This is a genomic window from Pseudonocardia sp. OZ21 (assembly GCF_059359135.1).
In genome coordinates, this window is the sequence record NZ_JCADBN010000001.1 from 319889 (window position 1) to 344926 (window position 25038).

Below are 25038 nucleotides of genomic sequence, written 5' to 3' on the forward strand. Positions count from 1 at the left end.
TCTCGCGCGGCATGATGTGGACCATGCAGCGACCCGCCCCGAGGTGGCCGGGAATCGGCACGTCGCTGCTCGCGGTGCTCGCCATCCTCGCGGCCGGGCGTGCCATGGTGCTGATGTTCTACCTCGGGGTGGCCTACCGGCACGAGGTCGACCCGATCTCCCAACCACTGAGTTTCTACGAGTTCGTCGACGGAGCCGCCGAACTGCTCGGCTCGGCGGTGGTGGCCCTCGCCGTCGGGACCCAGGCCGTGGTGCTCGGCATGGCCCGCGCCGGGGTGCGGCTGGCCGGTCGCCCGGCGGTGCTGTTCATCGCGTGGACGGCGTGCCTGCTGGTGGCGGCGATCTTCCCCACCGACGACTCGCCGCAGATCCTGACGGTCAGCGGGTGGGTGCACCAGTTCGCCGGTGCCGGGATCTTCGCGCTGCTGTCCCTCGCCGGCTTCGCGGCGGCCCCCCGGCTGGCGGAGAGCCCGGCGTGGCTGCCGGTGGTCGGGCTCGTCCGGCGGTTGTCGGCAGGAGCGGCGGTGCTGGCCGTCGTGTACGTCGTGAGCAGGCTGAACGACTGGATCCCCGGGTTCGTGTCGGTGTTCGGCGGTGTCGACCCCGGCGGCCTCCTGCAGCGAATGGCGCTGCTCGTCCACGGCGCGGTCGTCGGGGTACTGGCGGTGCATCTGCTGCGGGTGTCGTGGCAGGCCGGCCGCTCCCGCACGGGCCCGTGGCAGGCCGACACCGCGGCGGCCCCGCCCTGCTGACGTAGTCAGGAGATGACAGCGACGTCGGCCGGGTGATCACCGGCCGCGGGCGGGGCGCCCACCGCGGCCGGTCCGCCCGAGACTTGCGAAGCAGGGAGCAGGGCCTCCAGCGCGGCGTCCGGCCCGGTACTGCGGGCCACGGCCCCGCACCGGCGCAGGAGATCCGCGGTCGGGCCGTCGCCGGAGCACCAGACGTCGGCGAGCATCGCCGCGATGTCGGCGATCGCGTCGAGGTCCTGCGCGGGGTCGCCGCGCCCGGCGTCGATCATCACCACGAGCGGAGTCCCGTCCGGGTCGAGGAACACGGCCTCGCCGTCGAGGTGCCCGTGGACGAGGCCCTGCGCGTGCAGTTCGGCCACCGTCCGGACGACGACGGTCAGCACCGCCACCGCGTCAGGTCCGGTCAGGGATGCGCTCCGTAGGTCGTCCAGCGTGGGCGTGGGCGGCTGCGGGGTGCGCAGCCACACCTGCCCGTTGGCGGCGACGACGTTCCCGATCGGCAGCAGCCCCGCCACGCCGAGGTCACGGATCCGCCGCACGTCCCCCGCGGCCACTCCGTCGGCCACCCGGAGCAGGGAGCCCGATCCACCGTCGGCGGGGAGGAACCAGTCACCAGCGGGCGTCGTGCGCACTGAACGGGCGGTCATGCGGGCGAAGCCATCGGCCGGCGTCCTGTCATCAGGTCGGGTGGGTCGGGGATGGAATCGGAGCCGGCAGGGACCCGCGTTACGGGGGGTCGCGAAACTCACCGATGCCGGGGCCGGCCGGGTGCCTGACGTCGCGCGGAAGGGTGCCGGACCTGCCCCGTACAGCTCAGGCGCGAGGAGCGCGCTGAACAGCACCCTCCTTGTCGGCCACCCCGGCAGCGTCGAAGGTGGCGACGTCCTGCAGCGCCTGAGCGGCGGCCTGCAGCAGCGGGAGGGCGAGCAGCGCCCCGCTGCCCTCACCCAGCCGCATCCCGAGGTCGAGCAGCGGTTCGAGGCCGAGGTGGGCGAGGGTGACGGCGTGCCCCGGCTCCGCCGAGCGGTGCCCGGCGACGCAGTAGCCCGTGGCGGCGGGGGCGAGGGCCGCGGCCACGAGCGCGGCGGCGCCGGCGTTCACCCCGTCGAGGAGCACCGGCACCCGCAGAGCCGCGGCGCCGAGCACGAACCCGGCCAGCGCGGCGTGCTCGAGCCCACCGAACGCGGCGAGCACGCCGACCGGGTCGGCCGGGTCGGGGTCGTGCCGGGCGAGCGCCGAGGCCACCACCGCCGTCTTGTGCGCCAGCGTCGCGTCGTCGATGCCGGTGCCGCGCCCCGTGGCCGCACCCGGCTCGGATCCGGTGAAGGCGCAGATCAGCGCGGCCGCCGCCGTGGTGTTCGCGATGCCCATGTCGCCGGTGACGAGGCACCGGTTGCCGGCCGCGACGAGGTCACGGGCGGTCTCGATGCCCACCTCGACGGCAGCCTGCGCCTGCTCGCGGGTGAGGGCGGGGCCCACGGTCATGTCCGCTGTGCCGTCGGCGATGCGCCGCGGGAGCAGGCCCGGGACGGTCGCGGCGTCCGGCGTCGCGAGTGGCGCGGCCACCCCCACGTCCACCACGCACACCTCGGCGCCGAGCCGCCGCGCAAAGGCGTTGACAACGGCACCACCGGCCACGAAGTTGCCCACCATCTGCGCCGTGACCTCCTGCGGCCACGGCGACACCCCCTGGGCGTGCACGCCATGATCGGCGGCGAACACGGCCACGGCCGCGGGCTCGGGTACCGGTGGGGGGCAGCTCCCGGCGATCCCGGCGAGGGTCACGGCGACGTCCTCGACGCGGCCGAGCGAGCCCCGCGGCTTCGTCATCCGGTCGAGGCGATCCGCGGCCGCGGCTCGGGCCGCGGAGTCCGGTGCGACGATCGCGGCCACTGTCTCGAGCAGGTCCATCGGTTCCTCCCCGGGTAGTCCGCGGCGGCCGTACGTGTCGTGGTGCACGGCCCACTGCAGCGGTCTGCGCTGCGCCCAGCCCGCCGTGGCGAGCTCCGGCTCGGGCGCGAAGCCCGTGACGGGCCCGACGCACAGGTACGCCACCAGCTCCAGGTGGGCCGGCAGGCCGAGCAGGCCGGCCAGCGCGCGCTCGTCACCGAAGCTGACCCAGCCGACGCCCAGACCCTCCGCCCGCGCGGCCAGCCACAGGTTCTGCACGGCGCCGACCGTCGAGTAGGGCGCCATTCGAGGCTGGGTGTGGCGGCCCAGCGTGTGCCGCCCACCGCGGGTCGGGTCGCAGGTGACGGCGATGTTCAGCGCGGCGTCCAGGATCGCCTCGACCTTGAGGTCGCGGAACGCGGCGGCCCGTGCGCCGGGCAGTGTGGCGGCGTACTCGGCCCGGGCGGCGGCGACGTGGGCCTGCACCCGCTCCCGCACGGCCCGGTCGCGGACGACGAGGAAGTCCCACGGCTGGGAGAAACCCACGCTGGGCGCGGCGTGGGCGGCACCGAGCACCCGGCGCAGCACGGCGTCGTCGACGGCGGCGCCGGGCAGGAACCCCGAGCGCACGTCCCGGCGGGAGTGCACGACCTCGTAGAACGCGTCGGGATCCACAGCGGCGTCAGCGCAGCCCGTGGCCGCGGCCGTTGCGTTTCGGCGGGACGACCAGCGTGGAGAGGTAGGGGCCGGCCTCGTGCGGGTCCAGCTCGCGGGCGGGGCGGATGTCCTCCTCCGCGAGCCCCAGCCCGGCGCCGTACACCGCCTCGTCGATCCGGCCCGTCTCGCGCAGGACGGCGAGCGTCTCCGGCAGCATCCGGCCGAACTTGTAGGCGGCCACGGCGTCCCCGCGCGCCAGCGCCTCCCGGAACCGCTCGGGCCCCGCGGTCATCGGGAACAGGGCGAGCGCCTCCCGGCCCTCCACCAGCGACGTTCCGCTGCGCGCTGCGAGGTCCTGCATCGCGGTGATCCCCGGCACCAGCTCGACCGACAGCTCCCCCACCACCGACCGCACCGACGCGGCCAGGTAGCTGAACGTGGAGTAGACGCACGGGTCGCCGATCGTCGCGAACACCGCCGTGCCGCCAGGGTGACGGGCGTACCAGCGCGCCACCTGCGCCGCGGCCGCGTCCCAGGCCTGCTCCCGGCGCTGCGTGTGCTCGCGGTCGTGCAGCGCGAACACCACCCGCTCGACCCGCCAGGCCTCGGCGTAGAAGAGCACGGTCTGCTCGGCGCGTCCGGTCTCGCCGGAGTCGGCGACGGGCACGAACACGATGTCGGCCTTGGCCAGCAGGTTCGCCGCCTTCACGGTGACCAGCTCCGGATCGCCCGGCCCGACCCCGACCCCGACCAGCGTGTTCATCACGACTCGCCTTCCAGGTCGCCTTCGAGGTCGAGGTAGGTCTGGCGCAGCCGGTCGAGCACGGCGTCGTCGGGCTTGGCCCAGAGCCCGCGGTCGGCGGCCTCGAGCAGGCGCTCGGTGATCCCGCGCAGCGCCCACGGGTTGGACCGCTGCATGAAGTCGCGGTTGGTCTCGTCGAAGACGTAGCTCTCGGCGAGCTGGGCGTACATCCAGTCGTCGACCACACCGGCGGTGGCGTCGTAGCCGAACAGGTAGTCGACGGTGGCGGCGAGCTCGAACGCGCCCTTGTAGCCGTGGCGCTGCATGGCTGCGATCCACTTCGGGTTCACGACCCTCGCGCGGAAGACCCGTTTTGTCTCCTCGGCGAGCGTGCGCGTCTTCACGGCGTCGGTGACCGCGGAGTCGCCCACGTACGCCGCGGGCGAGCGCCCGGTCAGCGCGCGCACCATCGCGACCATCCCGCCGTGGTACTGGAAGTAGTCGTCGGAGTCGACGATGTCGTGCTCGCGGGTGTCCTGGTTCTTGGCCGCCACCGCGATCCGGCGGAACGACTGCTCCATGTCGGCGCGCGCCTCGCGGCCGTCCAGCCCGCGCCCGTAGGCGTAGCCGCCCCAGACGGCGTAGACCTCGGCGAGGTCGGCATCACTGCGCCAGTTGCGGGCGTCGATCAGCGGCAGGAGACCGGCGCCGTAGGCACCCGGCTTCGAGCCGAAGATCCGGGACGTGGCGCGGCGGCGGTCGCCGTGTGTGGCCACGTCCTCCTCGACGTGAGCGCGCAGATAGTTCTGCTCGGCCGGCTCATCCAGCTCGGCGACCATCGCGAACGCGTCGTCGAGCAGCGTGATGACGTGCGGGAACGCGTCGCGGAAGAACCCCGAGATCCGCACCGTGACGTCGATCCGCGGGCGCCCGAGCTCCGCAGGCGGCACGACCTCGACGCCGGTGACCCGCCGCGACGCCTCGTCCCACACCGGGCGGCAGCCGATCAGCGCGAGGATCTCGGCGAGGTCGTCGCCCTGGGTGCGCATCGCCGACGTCCCCCACACCGTCAGCCCGACGCTCTGCGGGTAGGTGCCGGTGTCGGCGAGGTGCCGGGCGACGAGCGAGTCGGCCAGCGCGCTCCCGATCTCCCACGCCGAGCGCGACGGGATCGCCTTGGGGTCGACGGAGTAGAAGTTCCGGCCGGTCGGCAGCACATTGACCAGGCCGCGGGTCGGCGAGCCCGACGGACCGGCGGGCACGTACCCGCCGTCGAGGGCGTGCAGCACGCCGGCGATCTCGTCGGTGGTGCGGTTCAGCCGCGGCACGACCTCGGCGCAGCCGAACTCCAGCACCGCCACGACGTCCGGGATCTCCTCGCCCAGCAGCTGCGCGCACACCTGCGCCGCGTCGCTCCAGCCCCGGGCCTGCACCTCCGTGACCAGCGCGCGGGCGACGCCCTCGAGGACGTCGACGAGGTCGGCCCCGGTGACCGACGGCCCCCCGGCGAGCCCGACGAGCCGCTCCACGGGAGTGCCCCCGGTGGCAGCCGCAGCCCCCGTTGCAGCAAAGCCACTTTCATGCAGCGAGGTTGCGTCAAAGTGGCTTTGCTGCAACCGCTCACCGGGAGACGCGAGGAGGGACTGCTCGTCCAGGCCCGCCCACGCGGCCAGTGCCGCGCGGAGGCCGGGGAGCGCCCGCTTCCCGCCCCAGACCTGCGTGGCGCGCAGGATCGACAGCACCAGGTTGACCTGCGCCTCACCGGCAGGCACCCCACCCAGCACGTGCAGCCCGTCGCGGATCTGGACGTCCTTGACCTCGCACAGGTACCCGTCGATGTGCAGGACGAAGTCGTCGAAGTCCTGCTCGCCGGGCGCGTTGTCGACGTGCAGGTCGTGGTGCAGCTGAGCGGTGGTGACGACCTCCCAGATCCGCGCGCGCAGCGCCGGGAGCTTCGCCGGGTCCATCGCGGCGACGGTCGCGTACTCGTCGAGCAACTGCTCGAGCTTCGCCATCTCGCCGTAGGTGTCGGCGCGCGCCATCGGCGGCACCAGATGGTCGACGACCACGGCGTGCCCGCGGCGCTTGGCCTGCGTGCCCTCGCCCGGGTCGTTGACGATGAACGGGTAGACCAGCGGCAGCTCGCCGAGCACGGCGTCCGGGGCGCACTCGGCCGACAGCCCGAGCCCCTTGCCGGGCAGCCACTCCAGCGTGCCGTGCTTCCCGAGGTGGATCACGGCGTCGGCGCCGAACTCGTGGTCGAGCCACCGGTACGCCGCCAGGTAGTGGTGTGACGGCGGCAGGTCCGGGTCGTGGTAGATCGCCACCGGGTTCTCCCCGAACCCGCGCGGCGGCTGGATCATCAGCACCACGTTCCCGAACTGCAGAGATGCCAGCACGACGTCGGTTCCGTCGACGTAGAGCGAGCCCGGCGGCTCGCCCCAGTGCTCGCGGATCCCGTCGGTCAGCTCGGACGGTAGCGCGTCGAACCAGCGGCGGTAGTGCTCCAGCCGCACGCGTGACGGGGCGGCGGCGAGCTGTTCCTCCGTGAGCCATTCGACGTCGTGGCCCCCGGCGGCGATCAGGGTGTGGATCAGCTGGTCGGAGTCCTCCGGGAAGTCGCCCACCGCGTAGCCGGCGTCCCGCAGCGCGCGCAGCAGCACCACCGCGGACGCCGGGGTGTCCAGCCCGACCGCGTTGCCCACGCGGGCGTGCTTCGTCGGGTAGCTCGACAGCACCACGGCGAGCTTCCGCTCGGCGACGGGCGTGGCCCGCAGCCGGGCGTGGCGGACGGCGAGCCCGGCCAGCCGGGCCGCGCGCTCCGGGTCGGCCCGGTACACGGGGATGTCGTCACCCGCGTCGACCTCCTTGAACGAGAACGGCACCGTGATCAGCCGGCCGTCGAACTCCGGGATCGCCACCTGCATCGCGGCGTCCATGGGCGAGAGTGCCGCGTCGGAGTCGGCCCAGGTGGCCCGCGACGTGGTCAGGCAGAGCCCCTGCAGCACCGGCACGTCCAGCGCGGCGAGCGCGCCCGCGTCCCAGGAGTCCTCCTCGCCGCCCGCCACGGCGTCGCTCGCGCGGGTGCCGCCCGCGGCGAGGACGGTGGCGACCAGCGCGTCGGCCCGGGCGAGCAGCTCCATCAGGCCGTCCGCCCCGCCGGCCGGGACACCGCGCAACGACCCGCAGAACACCGGCAGCGCGTTGGCGCCCCGCGCCTCGATCGCGTCGCAGAGCGTGTCGACGAACGCGGTGTTGCCCGACAGCTCGTGCGCCCGGTAGAAGACCACCGCGACCGTCGGACGGCCGGCGGCCTGCTCGCGCTCGCCGTGCACCCCGAAGTCGGGGGCGGGCGCGGGCGGGGCGAATCCCTCGCCGGTCAGCAGCACCGTGTCGGACAGGAACCGGTGCAGCTCGCGCAGGTTGTCCCGCCCGCCGGCGGCGAGGTAGGCCAGCGCCTCCGACGTCACGCCCGCCGGCACGGTCGATGCGGCCATCAGCTCCGCGTCGGGCGCGGCCTCCCCGCCCAGCAGCACGACGGGACGCCCGGACGCCACGAGCGCGTCGACCCCCTCCGGCCAGGCGCGGCGCCCGCCGAGGAGCCGGAGCACGACGACGTCGACGCCGTCGAGCAGCGGCGCCAGGCCGGCGGGCTCGACGCGCGCCGGGTTGGCCGTGCGGTAGAGGGCCCCCGAGCTGCGGGCAGCCAGCAACTCGGTGTCGGCGGTGGACAGCAGCAGGACGGTGCTCGACGCCCCGTCGGCGGCGGATCCCTCCCGGCCGGTGGTGGCGGAGGCAGCGCGCGTCATCAGCGTTCCTTCCGAGGGTCCGCGCCCTCTACTGGTGGAGGTGCGACGGCAGCGAGTGTCTGGCTCCCAGGCCCGCGCGTGCCGGCCCGGTGACAGTGGCGGGACCGCGCCGGACTCACACCGGCTTCCTCCACTGACGTCGCGGAGAACTGGAACACATCGGGAGGTCACGGGTCAACGCGGCGTGAGGATGCCGACGTGCGCACGATCATCCCGAGGAGCGCGCTCCTAGACTGCGCCGATGATCTCCGACGTGCCGGATCCCGGCATACCGGGGCTGGCCCGTCCCGAGGTGGTCGGCCAGGGCGGGTACGGCACCGTCTACGCCGCCGAGGAACCGGAGTTCGGCCGCCGGGTCGCCGTCAAGGTGCTGCACGAACGGCTCGACGGCGAGGGTGTGCGGCGCGCGTTCGTCCGCGAGTGCCAGGCGATGGGGGCGCTCTCCGGGCACCCCCACATCGTCACGGTGCACCGCAGCGGCACCACTGCCCGCGGCGAGCCCTACATCGTGATGGACCTGATGTCGGCGGGGTCGCTCGCCGACCGGATCCGCCGGGACGGGCCGTTGCCGTGGGCCGAGGTGCTGGACGTGGCGGTCATGGTGGCCGGGGCGCTGGAGACGGCGCACCGCGCCGGCATCCTGCACCTGGACCTCAAGCCGGCCAACGTGCTCGTCTCCCGCTACGGCGAGCCGAAGCTCGGCGACTTCGGCATCTCGCGCCTCCCCGGCGTCACCGAGACCAGGGCCGACGGCCGGATCCGCGCGAGCGCGGCCTACGCGTCACCGGAGCGGCTGCTGGAGGGGCACGCCACCCCCGCCGCCGACCTCTACGGACTCGGCGCCACGATGTTCGCGCTGCTCACCGGCCGTCCGGCGTTCGTCACCGACACCGAGGAGCTGGTCGCCACGGTCTTGCGGATCGCCCATGACCCGGTCCCCGACCTGCGCCCGGCAGGGGTGCCCGACGCGGTGTGCCGGGTGGTGGAGCGGCTGATGGCGAAGGCGCCGGGCGACCGGTTCGCCTCCGCCGCCGAGGCCGCCGAGGCACTGCAGGGCGCGCAGCGGGCCACGGGACAGCCGGTCACCCGGGCCGTCGTCGAGGGTCCGGTCGCCGGCGGACCCGGCACCACCGCGACGGTGTACGTCCCGCGGCTGCATCCCTCCGTCACCGCCGCCCCGGCTCCGCAGTTCGCGCCGCCGCCCACGCGGGTGTCGCCGGGGCGCAGGCGCCGTCCGCTGGTGGTGACCATGGTCGCCGCGGTGCTGGTGGCCACGCTCGCAACGATCGCGTTCCTGCACCTCGTCGACCGTCCGCGGGCGGTGCGCGCCGCGCCGAGCGAACCCGCGGCCGTCACGGGCACGACCGGCACGTCGGCCGGCGAGCTCCCGCCCGACGACCTGGTCGACGTCGCGCCGGGGGTGGCGCACCCCGCGCTGGCGGAGGCACGCACCGTGATCAGCGAGTACGTCGCGGGGATCAACGAGAACCGCTACGCCGACGCGTTCGCGCTCCTGCACCCCGACTCCGACATCGCCAGGAGCGGGCTGGAGGTGTGGGCGAAGGGGCAGGCCACCACGGTCATCCACTCCCCCGTGCTGACGGCGGTGCGCGACGACGACGCGGACGGGCTCGAGGTGGACGTGACGTTCACCAGCACCCAGTCCGCCGAGCTTGGCCCGGGCGGCCAGACCTGCACGAACTGGCGGCTCACCTACAGCCTGGCGGGCCCGGCCCCTGGCCTGCTGATCCGCGGAGCGCGCACGATCGCCCCGCCGCAGGCCTGCTGAGCGCTGCCGGTCAGCCGCCCTGCACCTCGGCTGCGCGCGCCCGCGCGGCGGCCGCCACGACGCGGGCGTTGGCCAGCACGTCGTCGGGCGGGGTGTTGGCCGCCACCAGCTCGGCGGAGGTGGCCGCGGCCGCCGCCGCGAGGTGGATCGCCGCCACCGCGTCGCCGTGCAGGTTCGGGTTGCCGTCGCGGACGATCCCGGCGGCCAGGTCGGCGACCGCGCCCGCGATCCCCCCGATCTCCGCGGGGACGCCGACGGCGTCGCTCCGGGCGGCGGTCACGGCGTCGGCGCGGGAGGGGTCGTCGCGCGGGAGGCGCACCGCCGCCAGGTACGCCCGGTACGCCGCGGCGTCGGCATCGGCGAGCAGGGCGGCACGGGCGCGCAGGGCGTCGGCCTCCTGCGCGGCGGAGCCGTCGCCGAACCGCGAGGCCATCCCGGCGAGCGCGGCGGCCAGCGCGGTGGCGAGCGCGGCCGCCCCGCCCCCGCCAGGGGCGGAGGTGCGGGCGGCCACGGCGTCGAGCAGCTCACGCACGGTGAGATCGAGCAGCGACTCCTCGTCCGGCACGGGTTCCCCTCGTCTCAGCCGGTGACCGGCTCGTGGGCCAGGCCGGCGACCGGTCCCACCACGATCACCGCCGGCGGGCTGATCCGCTGCTCGCGCACGGCATCGGCCACCGTGGCGAGAGTGGCGCGCAGTGAGCGCTGGATCCGCATCGTCCCGTCCTGCACCACGGCGACGGGCGTGTCCGCGGGGCGACCACCCTCGATCAGCGCGGTGGAGAACGCGCCGATCCGCTCGACCGCCATGAGCAGCACGAGCGTGCCGCGCAGGCGCCCGAGCGCCGGCCAGTCGACGAGGCTGCGCGGGTCGCCGGGGGCGACGTGTCCCGACACCACGACGATCTCGTGCGCGACCCCGCGATGGCTCACCGGGACGTCGGCCACGGCGGGCGCGGCGAACGCGCTGGTCACGCCGGGGACGACGGTGACGGGCACGCCGGCCTCGGCGCAGGCGAGCGCCTCCTCGAAGCCGCGGCCGAAGACGTAGGGGTCGCCGCCCTTGAGCCGCACGACGAACCGGCCTGCCCTGGCGTGCTCCACGAGCAGTTCGTTGATCCGGGCCTGGTTCATCGCGCGGCCGTAGGGGATCTTCGAGGCGTCGATCACCTCGACGTGCGGGGCGAGCGTGTCGAGCAGGTCACGGGGGCCGAGCCGGTCGGTGACGACGACGTCGGCACGGGACAGCAGCCGCCTGCCCCGCACGGTGATCAGCTCCGGGTCGCCGGGGCCGCCACCGATCAGCGCCACCCCCGGGTGCACCGGTTCGGCGGAGTCGTCGACCAGGCCGGTCTGCAGTGCCTCGACCAGCGCCGTGCGGACCGCCGCCGAGCGCCGGGGACGGCGGCCGGCGAGCACCCCGACGGTGAGCCCGTCGTGATGCCCCACGGCCGGGGTGACCGCGCTGCCTGCCGGCGCGTCGTCGGCGCGCACGCAGAAGATCCGCCGGGCCTCGGCGTCGGCGCCCACCGCCGCGTTGACGGCCGGGGCGTCCGTGCACGCGACCACGTACCAGGCCGCCTCGAGATCACCGTCGCGGTAGGGCCGCGCGCTCCAGCGCACCTCCCCGGCCGTCGCCATGCCCTCGACCGCCGGGGTGACCTCGGGCGCCACGACCTCGACGTCGGCTCCGGCCGCGAGCAGGCCGGTGATCCGCCGCTGGGCGACCGCGCCACCGCCCACCACGACGACGCGCCTGCCCCCGAGGTCCAGTCCCACCAGATAGGGATCCACGATCCTCATTCTCCGGCCACCGCCTCCACCTGCCCGTGGCCGTGCCCGTGGCCATGGCCGTGGGCCGGGTCGTCGGGGTGGTGATGCGGGGTCTGTGCGGCCCCGAGCTTGTCCTCGAACCCGGGCAGCAGCACCCGGTACGCGCAGGTGTCGCAGTTCATCCTGATGTCGCCGTGCAGCGCCTCGCGGTAGCGCTCGACGACGAGCCCGGCCAGCTCGTCGCAGTCGCCGAGGTAGCCCGCGATGCGCACGTCGACGTCCGGGTGCTCCGCGCCGAACGCCGTGGCCTGGTCGACGACCCGGCGCGGCAGCACTCCGTCGAACAGGAAGTACGGCGCCACCACCACCCGGCGCGCGCCGAGCGCCCGGCAGCGGGCGAGCCCGGCGGTGACGTCGGGACGGGCCAGCGAGACGAACGCGGGCTCGACGAAGTCGTACGGCCTGCCCTCCTGCAGCAGCCGCGCGACCTTGCAGACCTCCGCGTTGGCGTCCGGGTCGGTGGAGCCCCGCCCGACCAGCAGCACGGCCGTGCCCGCTCCCGGGTCGCCCTGCAACGCCGCGGTGACCCGCTGGTCGAGCAGGTGCTGGAGCACGGGGTGCGGGCCGAGCGGGCGACCGAGCACGTAGCTGGTGGCCCGGTCGCGCACCACCTCCCGCTGCAGTGCCGCGGGGATGTCGCCCTTGGCGTGCCCGGCGGCCACGAGCACCATCGGCACCGCCGCCAGCGCGGTGTGGCCCCGGCCGGACAGGGCCGTCCAGGCCTCGTGCACGGTCGGCTGGGACAGCTCGATGAACCCGCCGTCGACGTCGACGCCCTCGGCAGCGAGCACCCGCCGAACCCGGTCGGTGAACGCCACGAACTCGGCCACGCCCGTGGCGTCGACCGTTCCGTGGCCGACCAGCAGCACCGGCGGGGCGTTCATGCGGTCTCCTCGCTGTACAGCAACGCGTTGACGGTGGCGGCCGCGGCGGCCGCCCCGCCCCGTTCCGATCGGTTGGACACCGCGGGCAGCAGCGCCGAGCGCAGTGCGGCCTTCGCCGCCACCGCACCGACGAAGCCCACGGGCAGCCCCACCACGAGCGGCATGGTGACCAGGCCCGCAGCGGCGCAGCGCACCAGTTCGGCCAGCGCGGTCGGCGCATTGCCGATGGCCCAGACGGCGCCTGCCGGGTGCTCGCCGACGGCGACGCGGATCCCCGCTGCCGACCGGGTGAGCCCCTCGGCGGCCGCGAGCTCACGCACGCCGGGCAGGTCGATGGCCACCGTGGCGGGCCGGGCGGTGACCCCGACGGCGACCATGCGCACGTCCGTCACCAGTGGCGCCCCGGCGAGCAACGCCGTGCGCCCGGCGCGCAGCGCGTCCTCGGCACAGACGAGGTCGCCCGCCCAGCTCGGGTCGGCGCTGGTGTGGACCACCCGCTCCACCACCGCGCGGGTGAGCGGGGGCAGGTCCGAGGTGTCGAGCCGGGAACGCAGGATCGCGTACGACTCCACCTCGATGGGGTGCACGGTGGCGCGCACGCTGTCTCCTCCCCGGGTATCCACGCCCGGACGGGTTCGGTGGTCGTCGGCGGCGGGGGTCTGACTCCCCCGGGTCACCCGGGGTCACAGTGGCGGGACCGTCCCGGGATCGCACCGGGTTCCACGCTGCCGATCGCGCCGAGCATAACCCGCGGCTCCCGGCCCCCTGGTTCAGGAAAGCCACGATGCTGCCCGCAGAGGGCAGGAAAGTGGCTTTCCTGAACTTTGCCGGGGGCGCTCCTGGGGCCCTCACGGGTGGGGGGTCGTCCAGCGGTAGCCGCGGGGGGTCACCATGCGGCCCGCCACCATCCTCGTCGCCGACGAGCCGACCACCACCGTGGTGAGCATGTCCACCTCCGCCGGGTCGAAGTCGGCCAGGGCGGCCGTCCACACCCGCTGCCCCGGCCGGCCCGCCTGCCGCACCGCGCCCACGGGTGTCGTCGGGGGGCGGTGGGCCCGGAACGCGTCCAGCGCGGCGCCGAGCTGCCAGTGCCGGTCGCGGCTGCGCGGGTTGTAGAAGCACGTGACGAGGTCGGCGGACGCGGCGGCCGCCACCCGCTGCTCGATAACCGGCCACGGGGTGTGCAGGTCCGACAGCGAGATCAGCACGTGGTCGTGGCCGAGCGGCGCCCCGAGCAGCGACGCGGCGGCGAGCGCCGCGGTCACACCCGGCACCCCGACCACGTCGATGTCGGCTCCGGCGCCCTGCAACGCGGGGCTCGCCATCGCGTAGACCCCGGCGTCGCCGGAGCCGATCAGCGCCACGGCGTGCCCCTTCGCGGCGAGGGCGACGGCGTCGGCGGCGCGCTGCTCCTCGTCGCCGAGGCCGCTGGCCCGGATCTCGGTGCCCGGCCGCAGCAGGTGCCGCACCTGGTCGACGTACTGGTCGAGCCCCACCACGATCGACGCGCGCCGCAGCTCAGCGTCGGCCCGGGGCACGCGGAGGTCGGCGGCACCGGGCCCGAGCCCGACGATCGCCAGCCGGCCCCGGGGGCGGATCCGCGCGGCCGCGACCGTCACGTTGTCGCCCTTGATCTTCTCGACGACCAGCTCGACCGGTGCACCGCCGCCCAGCTCGGCCGCGGCGTGCAGCGCTGCCGCCTCCGCGACGCTGGCCGTACCGACCTCGGCGCGCACCACCTCGCTGGGGTTCGGCACGTCGACCGCGGCCAGCACCGCGGCCGGGTAGGTGAGCAGCTCGGCCGGCGCGATCGCGGCGAGGATGCCCGCCTCGCCCGCCTTGAGGTCGACGCTCGCGTAGGCGCGGACGGCTCGCAGGTCGACTCGGTTGCCGGTCTCCAGCCGGTGCAGGGTCGCTCGGACCGCCTCGGGCGGGACCCCGCGGGCGCTGCCGATCCCGACCACGAGCGTGGGCGGCACGAGCCGCGTGACGCCCGCTGCAGTCTCGGGGACCCGCGGCAGGCGGTCGGTGATCACGATCCGGTGCCGGGGCTCCCCGGTGCCGGGCGGCATCGGGGGCAGCGGGAAGCCCAGCGGGTTCTCCACGTGCGCGGCGCCGTCCAGCAGCGCCGTGCCGGCGGCGGCGAGGTCCCCGTCGACCGCGGCACCGAGCAGCGCCACCAGCTCGTCGAGGCCCGTGCTCCCCGCCGCGTCGGACGCGGTGGTGATCACCGGTTCGGCGCCGAGCACCGCCCCGACCCGCGTGGCGAGGGCGTTGGCCCCGCCCTCGTGACCGCCGGCGAGTGCCACGGCGAACCGACGGCCCTCGTCCACGCAGACCACGCCGGGGTCGGTGCGCTTGTCGGCCAGCAGCGGGGCGATCAGCCGCACGGTCGCGCCGGTGGCGAGGAAGAACACGGCCCCGTCGAGGCGCGGCCACAGCTGCGCCAGCTCGGCCAGTCCGTGCGGGGTGGCGCCGAGCGGGCCCGCCACCTCGGCGGCGGCCCGCCTGCCTGCCTCGGTCACGGCGAACAGCGCGATGCTCATGCGGCGTACCCACCGAGCGGAGCGTCGGTCATCGGTCCTGCACCTCTCCCCAGACGAGCGTGATCGGGTTGGTGGCCGCGAGCCGCACCGAGCCGTCGGGCAGCTCGGCGAGCCGGCTCGCGGCGATCTGCGTGCCACCGGCCGCATAGCCGGCGGCCAGGAGCACGGCGCGGGTCGGGGCGATCCGGTCCAGCGCGGCGAGCGCCACGACGATCCGCTCCGGCCCCGCCGCCGCGGCGGCGGCAACCACCTCGGGGCCCCCACCACCCACGAACACGGCGTCCGGGCGCGGCAGCCCGGCCAGCGCGGCAGGCGCCGCTCCGGCCACGACCCGCACCTCGACGCCGTGGGCGGCGGCGTTGGCCCGGACCCGTGCGGCGTCGTCGTCCCGGCGTTCCACCGCGAGCGCCGCCGCGCCGAGGCGGGCGCACTCGACGGCCACCGAGCCCGACCCGGCGCCGACGTCCCAGACGAGCGTGCCGGGGCGCGGGGCGAGCCGGGCGAGCGCGACGGCCCGGACCTCGGCCTTCGTGACCATCCCGGCGCGGTGCTCGAAGGCGGTGTCGGGCAGCGCCCACCCGCCGGGCGGCGGCGCGGGCTCACCACCGGCGAACCAGCCGCGGGCGGGAACGTCCGGTGCGTCGGTGGAGCGCAGGCACAGCACCACGCTGAGCGGATGCCACGCGCGGGTGGCGGCCTCGGCAGCCGCCAGGGTGGTCACCCGCTCCCCCGGACCGCCCAGGTCCTCGGCCACGACGAGCGTGCGCGGCCAGCCGTCGAGGGCGGCGCCGATCTCGGCAGGCCCGGCACCCGGCCCGGTGAGGACGGCCGTGGCCCCGCGGGCCCGGCAGACGTTGACCGCCGGGCCGAGGGCACGCCCGTGCGCGCTCACCACGGCCACGTCGTCCCAGGAGCGGCCGATGCGGGCGAAGAGCAGCTGCACGCTCGACCGGGCGGGCAGCACGACGGGCTCGTGACCTCGCTCGCGCAGCAGCCGCACGATCCCGAAGAACCCCGGGTCACCGCTGGCCAGCAGCACGGCCCGGCGACCGGCGAGCTTCGCCAGTGCGGGCTCGACCGGGCCCAGCTCGACGCGCTCGGCGGCATCCGGCACCGGCGCTGCCGCCAGGTGCCGAGGCGCCCCGACCACGATCTCGGCCTCCGCGAGCGCCGCGGCCGCGCCCGGCGGGAGCGGGGCGCCGTCGAGCCCGATGACGGTGAGGGTCACGGAGCGGGGCGCCCGGCCGCCCGGGCCGCGCGCAGCTCACGGCGCGCCGCGGCGTCCGGCTTGCGGAAGGTGTGGAAGTGGCCGGGGTGGTACAGGTGGCTGCGCCGCCCCGTCGCGCCGAGTGCGGGACCCACCAGGAACAACGTCTGCCGCCACAGCTTGCGCTCCTTGCAGACGGCCTCCACCTCGTCGAGCCGGCAGCGCAGCGTCAGCTCGTCGGGCCAGCTGGTGCGGTAGGCGACCACGACGGGCGTGTCGACCGGGTAGCCGCCCGCGCGCAGCTCGTCGACCATCTGGGCGGTGCGGGCGGCGGACAGGAAGATCGCCATCGTGGTGCCGTGGCGAGCGAACTCGCGCAGCTTCTCCCGCTCCGGCATCGGCGTCTTGCCGCCCTCGAGCCGGGTGAGCACCACCGACTGCGCGACCTCGGGGATCGTCAGCTCCCGCCCGGCGACGGCGGCGGCGGCCCCGAACGCGGAGACCCCCGGCACGATCTCGACGTCGAGGCCGAGTTCCTCCGCCGCGTCGTACTGCTCCTGCACTGCGCCCCACAGCGACGGGTCGCCGGAGTGCACGCGGGCGACCTTCAGCCCGTCGGCCGCGGCGCGGCGGTAGAGCGCGAGCACGTCCTCGTGGGCGATCGCCGAGGAGTCGACGAGCTCGGCGTCCGCACGGGCGTGCTCGGTGACGCACTCCTCCATCACGAGGCTCGCGGCCCAGATCACCACGTCGGCCTCGGCGATCCGCCGCGCACCACGCAGCGTGATCAGGTCGGCCGCACCCGGCCCGGCCCCGATGAAGGACACTCTCCCGCGATCCACGCCGGACAGTCTGAGCGTCGGGCCGGAGCGAAGTAAACGCGCCCCGCCCCCGCCGCGGCCCCCGTGGTTCAGGAAAGCCACTTTGCTGCCCGGAGAGGGCCTGAAAGTGGCTTTCCTGAACTTCGGTGAGCGCGGCTAGGCCGGGCGGAGTGCTCTCAGCGCGGAGTCCACTGCCGCTTCGCGGTAGGACTCCAGGGGCTCGTCGGACATCAGCACCACGCAGTCCTGCAGGCCGCCCAGGGCGATCACCGCCCGCACCCGGTCGGCCGGGGCGTCGCCGCCCACCAGTACCCGGTCCACCTCGGCGCGCTTCTCGAGCACGGTGCTGAGCACGTCGAGCCGGCCGAGGACGGCGATGTCGCGCAGCAGCCCTTGGAAGAGCAGGCGGTGCCGGTGGCACAGGTCGAGGTAGCGCTGCAGCAGGGAGCGGAGATCGCCGGGAGCCACGCTCGTGACGTCGGTATGGAACGCCTCGAGGTCGGCGACCATCGGCCGGACGAGCTCGGCGATCAGCTCGTCCTTCGACGGGAAGTGGTAGTAGAGCGCCGCCTTGGTGATGTCGAGACGCTCGGCGATCTCACGCAGGCTCGTCTGCTCGATCCCCTGGGCGGCGAACAGCTCCGTGGCGACCTCCCGGATCTCGGCACGGGTGTCGGCGCTGCGTCTCGGCACGGAACGAACTCCTCCCCTGGCCCGGTACGTCGCGAGCGTAGCTCCCTGCCTGTCGCCCGGTTAGCTACTTGCCGCCCGGTAAGTTTGTAGCTTACCGTGCGACAGGTAGGTTTCACCGGCATCGCGGAGGCACTCGTGACCCCCACCGTTCTGATCTCGGGTTCGAGCATCGCCGGACCGGCACTGGCGTACTGGCTCCGCCACCACGGCTTCCGGCCAATCGTCGTCGAGCGGGCGCCGTGGCCCCGTCGCGGCGGCTACCCGATCGACATCCGCGCCTCCGCGGTCGACGTGGTCGAGCGGATGGGTGTGCTGCCGCAACTGCGCGCGGCACACGTGGACACGCAGCGGGTCACCTTCGTGGACGCCCGGGGGCGCGTCACCGGCCGCGTCCGGCCGGACGAGATCGTCGGCAGCCCTGCGGGGCGCGATCTCGAGGTGCCGCGCGGCGCGCTCACGCAGGTGCTCTACGAGCACTCCCGCGACGACGTCGAGTACGTGTTCGACGACACGATCACCGCGATCGAGCAGGACGACGACGGCGCGCACGTGACGTTCCGTCGCGGCCGCCCGCGCACCGTCGACCTGGTGGTCGGCGCCGACGGCCTGCACTCGAACGTGCGGAGCATCGCCTTCGGTCCGGAGCGGGAGTTCCGGCACGACCTCGGCTACTACTTCGCCGGGTTCTCCCTCGACGACGGCCGCGGGCTCGACCGCGAGGTGCTGATGCACAACAGCCCGGGCCGGGTGGCCGGCTGGTACGCCGTCGGCGGGCAGGACCGCCCCACCGCGATGCTGGCGTTCGCCTCCCCGGTACTGCGCTTCGACCACACCGACCTGGACCAGCAGCGGGATCTCGTGGCGCAGGCCTTCGCCGGCGCGGGCTGGGAGGTGCCGCGGCTGCTCGCCGCCATGCGCGAGGCGGACGACCTCTTCTTCGACTCGGTCAGCCAGATCCGCATGCCCCGGTGGACGGCCGGCCGGGTCGCGCTGGTCGGCGACGCCGCCTACGCACCGGCGCTGCTGTCCGGCCAGGGCACGACCCTCGCCCTCGTGGGGGCGTACGTGCTGGCCGGTGAGCTGGCCGCGGCCGGGGGTGACCAGCGGGTGGCCTTCCCGGCCTACGAGCGGGCGTTGCGCGGGTTCGTCGAGCGCAACCAGGCGGTGGCGCGCACGGGTGGCGCGGCCCTGATCCCCGGGTCGCGCACCCGGATCTGGCTGCGCGACCGGATCGTCTCGTTGCTGCCGTTGCTCGGGCCGGCGAAGCGGCTGGTGGCGGCCCGGATGGCACGGGCGGCCGGCGGGCTCGCGCTCCGGGACTACCCGCCACTGGTGGCCAGTGAGGAGAGCCGGGGCTGAGCGCACCGGGGCGGCCCCGCGAACTGTGGTCATCGATCGGGGCGCGGATCGCCGGGAATTCTCGTCAGTGTCGTCAAGTTCACGACCTACGCTCTCGGCGACGACCTCATCGAGGGTAAGGACCGCGCTGTCACCCACCTGACCGGCGGGCGTGAACGCGGTCACCCCGGCCCTTCGCCGATCCCCTGAGAGGGTCGACACATGAGAGCAATCGTCCACGACCAGCCCGGCGACGCATCCGTACTCCGTCTCGTCGAACGCGAGACGCCCGAGCCCGGCGAAGGAGAGGTGCGGATCAAGGTCGTGGTGTCGGGAGTCAACCCGACGGACTACAAGTCCCGCACCGGCGCCTACGGAAGCGAGCCCGATCCGGTCGAGCGCGTGCCCAACCAGGACGGAGCCGGGCTCGTCGACGCCGTCGGTCAGGGCGTGCACCATGTCGCGGTCGGTGATCGCGTCTGGGTCGTGCTCGCCGCACACGAGCGCCCCACCAGCGGTACCGCGCAGGAGTACACGGTCGTGCCGGCCGAGCGCGTCTTCCCGTTGCCCGCCGGCGCCGGGTTCGACCTGGGCGCCGGCATCGGTATCCCCGCCATCACCGCCCATCGCGCTCTCACGGTGGCGGAGGACGGACCGGCGCGCCTGCACCCGGGCGCTCTCGACGGCAAGGTGGTGCTGGTCGCAGGCGGTGCGGGCGCCGTCGGCCACGCGGCGATCCAGCTCGCCCGGTGGGCAGGTGCCACCGTGATCACCACCGTCAGCAGCGCCGCGAAGGCGGCATCCGCGACAGCGGCGGGCGCGCACCACGTCGTCAACTACCGGGACGCCGACGCGGCAGCGCAGATCCGCGGCATCGCGCCCGACGGCGTCGACCTCGTCGTCGAGGTCTCGATCGGCAGCAACGCCGACCTGGATCTCCAGGTCCTGCGTCCGCGCGGGACGATCTCGGTCTACGCGAACAACGGCGACGTGCCCTTCACCGTCGACATCCGCAGGAACATGGGACTCAACACCCGCTACCAGTTCGTCCTGCTCTACACCGTGGGGTGGGACACCATGGCCGGCGCCGCCGAGGACATCAACGCCGCGATCGCCGACGGTGCCCTCCCCGTCGGGGAGGCAGCGGGCCTCCCACTGCACCACTTCGCTCTCGAGCAGGCTGCCGAGGCTCACCGGGCCGTGGAGGAGGGAACCGCGGGCAAGGTCCTCATCCGTGTCGCCGACGGGCCGGAGTGACGCCGGCCGGCCCGCCTGGTGGTTCAGGAAAGCCACTTTGCTGCCCGGAGAGGGCCTGAAAGTGGCTTTCCTGAGCCTGGGGGTGCCCACGCCGGCTTGGGGGGCCGGGGTGGAGGCTCGCGCTCAGCGGGCCAGGGCGGACACCTCCGCCACGAGCGACGACCACAGCTCGCGGGGCAGGCTGTGGCCCATCCCGGGATAGGTGACGAGCCGCGACCCCGGCACGGCCGCCGCCGTCGCGCGCCCGGCAACCGGGCGGACGAGCGGGTCGGCCTCGCCGTGCACCACCAGCGCGGGCACGCGCACCCGGCGCAGCCCCGCCGCCCTGCTCGGCGACGCGGTGATCGCCGCGAACTGGCGGCGGGAGCCGGTGGGGTCGCCGCCGCCGCGCACGAACGCGCGCCTGCCGTAGTGCCGCAGCCAGTCCTCGTCGAGGGGGTGGCCCGGCGAGCCGATGACCCGGAAGGTGCTCACCACCCGCTGGGCCAGAAGCGCATCTGCATCCCCAGACCCATGATCAGCAGCAGCGGCTCGCCACCGTCGGGACCGAGCCGCTCGAAGGCCAGTTCGACGTCGCCGTTCCTGGCGCGCGCCGCCGTCCCGGTCATACCGCCGTCCCGGTCACGCCGCGCTCCGGCCGCTGTCGAGCGCTCCGGCCAGGGTCTCGGACGCGGTGGTCAGCGCCGTGTCGAGCACCTGCTCCCGGCGCCGCGGGTTCATCAGGTTGCCGCCCATGGCCAGCAGGTCGGCCGCCCCCGGCAGCAGGACGGTGACGCGGGCGCCGGTGGCGCGCACCGCCTCGACCTCCGCGTCGAGCCAGCGCGTGATCAACCGCCGGACCCCGCGCTCCACGCCGGCGATCGGGTCGAGGGACCGGTCGTACTCGTGGCTGGCCAGCGGGGCGAGCACGTACACCTCGTCGAGCTCCGGCGCGCCGGGCCGGGCGAGCAGCGCCAGCGACGTCGACGAGGCCACCCCACCGTCGACGTACCGGCGCCCGCCGATCGTCCGGGGCGCGAACCAGCCGGGGATCGAGCAGGAGGCCAGCACCGCGTCGGACACCGAGGACGGCGGCGCTCCGGGGCGGCCGAAGACGACCCGCCTGCCGCTGTCGTAGTCGACGGCGACCACCCACAGCGGCGCGCCGGGCACCCAGCCGTCGGCGGTGATCCCGATCCGGGCCTGGAGCACGTCGACCATCCGGACGAGCGACCCCATCCGGCCCCGGCCCCTGGGCAGCAGCCCGGACGCCGCGATCATCGGGTTCATCCGCCACGGCGGGGTCGCGGCGGTGACCAGCAGCCGCGGGGAACCGAGCAGCGGCAGTGGGAGCGGCGGGAACCCCTCGCCGGACTCGCGGTCGATCGCCTGCATCTCGGGCAGGTCCTCCGGCCGCCGGTCCGCCGAGTCGGCCGGGTCGACTCCGCGCTGGTGGGCCAGCAGCTCCGGCACGTCCATGCCGCAGCGCAGCGCCGCGGCGAGCACGCTGCCCGCGCTGGTGCCGATGACGAGATCGACCTCACCCAGCGGGCGGTCCAGCCGGGCCGCCAGCGCCGTCAGCGCTCCGACCATCCAGGCCGAGCCGAGGATGCCACCGGCACCGAGTACCAGCCCCACCCTCGGCGCTCGTCGTGACGCGGTACGTGTGCTCCGGCGGTCCGGCATGGTGCCCTCCTCAACGGTGAGGACCAGTTACCCGACGGTAGCAACGGCGGTGAGGAAAAGGGAGCACCGACGAATCACGCTTCAGCGGGCTGCTGCGCCGACGAAACGGGCGACAGCCGCCGGGTCGGCGGCCGGATGGGTGTGCAGGAACGAGGCGTGCACCCCGCCGAGGACCCACCCCTCGGTGGTCGGCCCGTCCGGTGCGCCACCGTGCCAGCCCCAGGCGGGACCGCCGCACGCCCGCGCCGGGCCGGCACCCGGCGTCACCGAGCAGCGGTGGAACTCGTGTCCGGCCACCCGCGTCCCGGCCGGGAACAGGGGCGACCCGGTCAGCGCGACGGCGTCGCGGTATCCCAGCGTGAGCCGCCCGGTCATCGCGGCCCGGGCCGGCAGCACCCCGCACATCGGCGCGTCGTCGAGGGACTCGCAGAGGTAGAGCAGGCCGCCGCACTCCGCGTGCACCGGCGCCCCGGAGACGGCGAGCGCGGCCACCGCGGCGCGCAGCTTCTCGTTCGCCCCCAGCACGGCGACGTGCTCCTCCGGGAACCCGCCGGGCAGCACCAGCGCCGCCGTCCCGGCGGGCAGCGCCTCGTCGCGCAGCGGGTCGACCACCACGACCTCAGCGCCCGCCGCCGCCAACAGTTCGACGTGCTCGGCGTAGCCGAAGGTGAACGCCGGGCCGCCGAACACCGCCGTGCGCGGGGCGCACGCCGCTCCCGGCGCGGGGACGGCGGCCGCCGCCGACCAGGCCTCGCCCGGCGGCAGCGGCTCGGCCAGTCGGATCACCGCGCCGAGGTCGACGTGGGTGGCCACCAGCTCGGCCATCGCGGCCACGGCCGCCACCGCGTCGGCGCCGTGCTCGGCTGCGGTGACCAGCCCGAGATGCCGCGACGGGACGGCCAGCGCGTCGTGGCGCGGCAGGGCCCCGAGCACCGGCAGCCCGGCCTCGTCGGCGGCCGCCCGCAGCACGGTCTCGTGGCGGGCGCTGCCCACCCGGTTGAGGACGACCCCGGCGAGCCGCACCGTGGGGTCGAACGACCGGAACCCGTGCAGGAGCGCCGCCAGGCTGCGCGACTGCCCCCGGCAGTCCACCACCAGCACCACCGGCGCCCCGAGCAGCGTGGCCACCTCCGCCGTCGAGCCGCGGCCGTCGGCGAGCCGGCCGTCGAACAGGCCCATCACCCCTTCGACGACGGCCACCTCGGCGCCTGCCGCACCGTGCCGGGCGAGCGGTGCGATGCGCTCGGCCCCGACCAGCACCGGGTCGAGGTTGCGGCCCGGCCGGCCGGCCGCGAGCGTGTGGTAGCCGGGGTCGATGTAGTCGGGGCCGACCTTGAACGGAGCCACGACCGTGCCGCGCTGCCGCAGTGCGGCCATGAGCCCCGTGGCGACGGTGGTCTTCCCGCTCCCGGACGACGGCGCCGCGATCACGACCGCCCGTGCCGTCACGGCCGCCCCCGCCCACCACATGGACACCCGTCGCGGTCGGGGACCGCAGCGGAACAGCCCGGGTTGTCCATGTGGTGGTCTCCGCTACGAGTGGCCGAGGACCGGGTGCGGCACGTAGGGCGCCTCGAGCGCGGCGATCTCGTCGTCGGACAGCTCGATGTCGACGGCCGCCACCGCGTCCTCGACGTGGCCGGGCTTGGTGGCCCCCACGATCGGCGCGGTGATCGCGTCCTGGTGCAGCATCCAGGCGAGCGCCACCTGCGCGAGCGGCAGGCCCCGGGCCTTCGCGACGTCGGCGACGGCATTCACCACGGCGTCGTCGGAGTCGTTGTACATGCGGTCCCCGATCGGGTCGCTGCCGGACCGGGTGGTGGTGGAGCGCTGCTCCGGCAGCCGCGCCAGGCGCCCGCGGGCCAGCGGGCTCCACGGGATGACACCGACGCCCTGGTCGAGGCAGAGCGGGTGCATCTCCCGCTCCTCCTCGCGGTAGATCAGGTTGTAGTGGTCCTGCATCGAGACGAAGCGCGTCCAGCCACCGAGGTCGGCCGTGTACTGCGCCTTCGCGAACTGCCAGGCGTACATGCTGGAGGCGCCGATGTAGCGGGCCTTGCCCGCCTTCACGACGTCGTGCAGCGCCTCCATCGTCTCCTCGATCGGGGTCTCGGAGTCGAAGCGGTGGATCTGGTAGAGATCGACGTGGTCGGTGCCCAGCCGTCGCAACGAGTCGTCGATGCTGGACATGATGTGCTTGCGCGACAGGCCACGGTCGTTCGGACGGTCGCTCATCGGCGAGAAGACCTTGGTGGCGAGCACGTAGTCGTCGCGGCGCGGGAAGAGCTCGCCGAGCAGCGCGGCGGTCACCTCCTCGCTGACTCCGATGGAGTAGACGTCGGCGGTGTCGAAGAAGGTGACGCCGGCCTCGACGGCGCTGCGCACCAGTGGGCGGGAGGCGTCGATATCGAGCACCCAGTCCCGCCACGACGACGAGCCGTAGCTCATCATCCCCAGGCACACCCGTGAGACCTGCAGTCCGGTCGAGCCAAGTCGTGTGTACTCCACGGTTCGGACAGTAGCCCCGCCGTTCTGTGTCCGCGTCACCACTCGATGCCGCGCTGGCCCTTCTGTCCGGAGTCCATCGGGTGCTTCACCTTTGTGGTCTGCATGACGAGATCGGCTGCGGACACGAGCTCCGGGGCCGCGTCCCGGCCGGTGATGATCACGTGCTGGCGGCCCTGCCGTGCGTTGAGCACCTCGACCACCTCGGCGACGTCGACCCAGCCCCACTTCATGGGGTAGGTGAACTCGTCGAGCACGTAGACGTCGTGGGCCTGCGCCTCGATGCGGCGGCGGATCTCCGCCCAGCCCTCGGCGGCGGCAGCGGCGTGGTCGTCGTCGGTGCCCGGCTTGCGGGTCCAGGACCAGCCCTCGCCCATCTTGTGCCACTCGACCGGGCCGCCCTCGCCGGTCTCGGCGTGCACGCGGCCGAGTGCCCGGAACGCGGCTTCCTCGCCGACCTTCCACTTGGCGGACTTCACGAACTGGAACACCCCGATCGACCAGCCCTGGCTCCAGCCGCGCAGCGCGAGCCCGAACGCCGCGGTCGACTTGCCCTTCATCTCCCCGGTGTGGACGACGACGAGCGGCCGGTTGCGGCGCTGGCGGGTGGTGAGCCCGTCCTCCGGTACGACCGTGACCTGTCCCTGCGGCAT

General features: G+C 74.8%; 21 protein-coding genes, 1 pseudogene and 2 riboswitches. Of the genes and pseudogenes, 4 read left to right on the forward strand and 18 right to left on the reverse strand.

The window, feature by feature from the left end:
• Positions 1-23: 23 nt before the first annotated feature.
• Positions 24-752, forward strand: coding sequence for a DUF998 domain-containing protein (locus AC5L35_RS01600; RefSeq protein WP_495057688.1), 729 nt, complete (start codon positions 24-26; stop codon positions 750-752).
• Between the two features lie 5 nt (positions 753-757).
• Here AC5L35_RS01600 and AC5L35_RS01605 read toward each other — a convergent pair whose 3' ends face one another.
• From AC5L35_RS01605 to cobN, 4 genes are all read right to left on the reverse strand, one after another.
• Positions 758-1399 (reverse strand): hypothetical protein, encoded by a 642-nt coding sequence (locus AC5L35_RS01605; protein WP_495057689.1) that lies wholly within the window; start codon positions 1397-1399, stop codon positions 758-760.
• Positions 1400-1565: 166 nt separating this feature from the next.
• Positions 1566-3317 carry a nicotinate-nucleotide--dimethylbenzimidazole phosphoribosyltransferase gene (gene cobT, locus AC5L35_RS01610; RefSeq protein WP_495057690.1) on the reverse strand — a complete coding sequence of 584 codons (1752 nt, stop codon included), beginning with the start codon at positions 3315-3317 and terminating at the stop codon, positions 1566-1568.
• A gap of 7 nt (positions 3318-3324) precedes the next feature.
• A complete protein-coding gene (gene cobI / locus AC5L35_RS01615; RefSeq protein WP_495057691.1) occupies positions 3325-4062 on the reverse strand; it encodes a precorrin-2 C(20)-methyltransferase in 738 nt (245 codons plus the stop codon).
• Positions 4062-7850, reverse strand: a complete 3789-nt coding sequence (gene cobN, locus AC5L35_RS01620) for a cobaltochelatase subunit CobN (protein WP_495057692.1) — start codon at positions 7848-7850, stop codon at positions 4062-4064. Before cobN ends, cobI begins: the two co-directional genes overlap by 1 nt.
• Positions 7851-7883: 33 nt before the next feature.
• Positions 7884-8003, reverse strand: a riboswitch (cobalamin riboswitch).
• A gap of 88 nt (positions 8004-8091) precedes the next feature.
• On the opposite strand from cobN, the gene AC5L35_RS01625 reads away from it, so the two are divergent.
• Entirely contained in the window at positions 8092-9639 is a 1548-nt protein-coding gene (locus AC5L35_RS01625) for a serine/threonine-protein kinase (protein WP_495057693.1), read from the forward strand.
• Positions 9640-9649: 10 nt separating this feature from the next.
• Here AC5L35_RS01625 and AC5L35_RS01630 read toward each other — a convergent pair whose 3' ends face one another.
• From AC5L35_RS01630 to AC5L35_RS01665, 8 genes are all read right to left on the reverse strand, one after another.
• Positions 9650-10204, reverse strand: coding sequence for a cyclodeaminase/cyclohydrolase family protein (locus tag AC5L35_RS01630; RefSeq protein WP_495057694.1), 555 nt, complete (start codon positions 10202-10204; stop codon positions 9650-9652).
• 14 nt (positions 10205-10218) lie between these two features.
• The gene (gene cobA, locus AC5L35_RS01635) at positions 10219-11439 is read right to left on the reverse strand and encodes a uroporphyrinogen-III C-methyltransferase (protein ID WP_495057695.1); all 1221 of its coding nucleotides are present in this window, start codon (positions 11437-11439) and stop codon (positions 10219-10221) included.
• Positions 11436-12353 carry a sirohydrochlorin chelatase gene (locus AC5L35_RS01640; RefSeq protein WP_495057696.1) on the reverse strand — a complete coding sequence of 306 codons (918 nt, stop codon included), beginning with the start codon at positions 12351-12353 and terminating at the stop codon, positions 11436-11438. The genes cobA and AC5L35_RS01640 overlap by 4 nt, the downstream gene beginning before the upstream one ends.
• Positions 12350-12952, reverse strand: coding sequence for a precorrin-8X methylmutase (locus AC5L35_RS01645; protein ID WP_495057697.1), 603 nt, complete (start codon positions 12950-12952; stop codon positions 12350-12352). Before AC5L35_RS01645 ends, AC5L35_RS01640 begins: the two co-directional genes overlap by 4 nt.
• 65 nt (positions 12953-13017) lie before the next feature.
• Positions 13018-13074: riboswitch (cobalamin riboswitch) on the reverse strand.
• A 127-nt stretch (positions 13075-13201) separates the two neighbouring features.
• The gene (gene cobJ, locus AC5L35_RS01650) at positions 13202-14899 is read right to left on the reverse strand and encodes a precorrin-3B C(17)-methyltransferase (RefSeq protein WP_495057698.1); all 1698 of its coding nucleotides are present in this window, start codon (positions 14897-14899) and stop codon (positions 13202-13204) included.
• Positions 14900-14927: 28 nt separating this feature from the next.
• Complete coding sequence (gene cbiE / locus AC5L35_RS01655; protein ID WP_495057699.1) at positions 14928-16127, reverse strand: precorrin-6y C5,15-methyltransferase (decarboxylating) subunit CbiE; 1200 nt, start codon at positions 16125-16127, stop codon at positions 14928-14930.
• The gene (gene cobM, locus AC5L35_RS01660) at positions 16124-16948 is read right to left on the reverse strand and encodes a precorrin-4 C(11)-methyltransferase (protein ID WP_495057700.1); all 825 of its coding nucleotides are present in this window, start codon (positions 16946-16948) and stop codon (positions 16124-16126) included. Before cobM ends, cbiE begins: the two co-directional genes overlap by 4 nt.
• A 135-nt stretch (positions 16949-17083) precedes the next feature.
• Positions 17084-17620: a TetR/AcrR family transcriptional regulator gene (locus AC5L35_RS01665; RefSeq protein ID WP_495057701.1), complete on the reverse strand. Its 537-nt coding sequence runs from the start codon at positions 17618-17620 to the stop codon at positions 17084-17086.
• A gap of 135 nt (positions 17621-17755) precedes the next feature.
• Here AC5L35_RS01665 and AC5L35_RS01670 point away from each other — a divergent pair, with 135 nt between their 5' ends.
• Positions 17756-18979 (forward strand): FAD-dependent monooxygenase, encoded by a 1224-nt coding sequence (locus AC5L35_RS01670; protein ID WP_495057702.1) that lies wholly within the window; start codon positions 17756-17758, stop codon positions 18977-18979.
• A gap of 201 nt (positions 18980-19180) precedes the next feature.
• Positions 19181-20215, forward strand: a complete 1035-nt coding sequence (locus tag AC5L35_RS01675; protein WP_495057703.1) for an NADPH:quinone reductase — start codon at positions 19181-19183, stop codon at positions 20213-20215.
• A gap of 123 nt (positions 20216-20338) precedes the next feature.
• Here AC5L35_RS01675 and AC5L35_RS01680 read toward each other — a convergent pair.
• From AC5L35_RS01680 to cobO, 6 genes and pseudogenes are all read right to left on the reverse strand, one after another.
• A pseudogene (locus tag AC5L35_RS01680) lies at positions 20339-20710 on the reverse strand (alpha/beta fold hydrolase); the annotation flags it as partial.
• Complete coding sequence (locus AC5L35_RS01685) at positions 20686-20823, reverse strand: hypothetical protein (RefSeq protein ID WP_495057704.1); 138 nt, start codon at positions 20821-20823, stop codon at positions 20686-20688. The gene AC5L35_RS01685 and the pseudogene AC5L35_RS01680, both read right to left, overlap by 25 nt.
• Positions 20824-20836: 13 nt before the next feature.
• Positions 20837-21832 (reverse strand): patatin-like phospholipase family protein, encoded by a 996-nt coding sequence (locus AC5L35_RS01690; RefSeq protein ID WP_495057705.1) that lies wholly within the window; start codon positions 21830-21832, stop codon positions 20837-20839.
• Between the two features lie 129 nt (positions 21833-21961).
• The gene (locus tag AC5L35_RS01695; RefSeq protein ID WP_495057706.1) at positions 21962-23350 is read right to left on the reverse strand and encodes a cobyrinic acid a,c-diamide synthase CobB; all 1389 of its coding nucleotides are present in this window, start codon (positions 23348-23350) and stop codon (positions 21962-21964) included.
• 63 nt (positions 23351-23413) lie between these two features.
• A complete protein-coding gene (locus AC5L35_RS01700; protein WP_495057707.1) occupies positions 23414-24388 on the reverse strand; it encodes an aldo/keto reductase in 975 nt (324 codons plus the stop codon).
• A 35-nt stretch (positions 24389-24423) separates the two neighbouring features.
• Positions 24424-25038, reverse strand: a complete 615-nt coding sequence (cobO, locus tag AC5L35_RS01705; protein ID WP_495057708.1) for a cob(I)yrinic acid a,c-diamide adenosyltransferase — start codon at positions 25036-25038, stop codon at positions 24424-24426.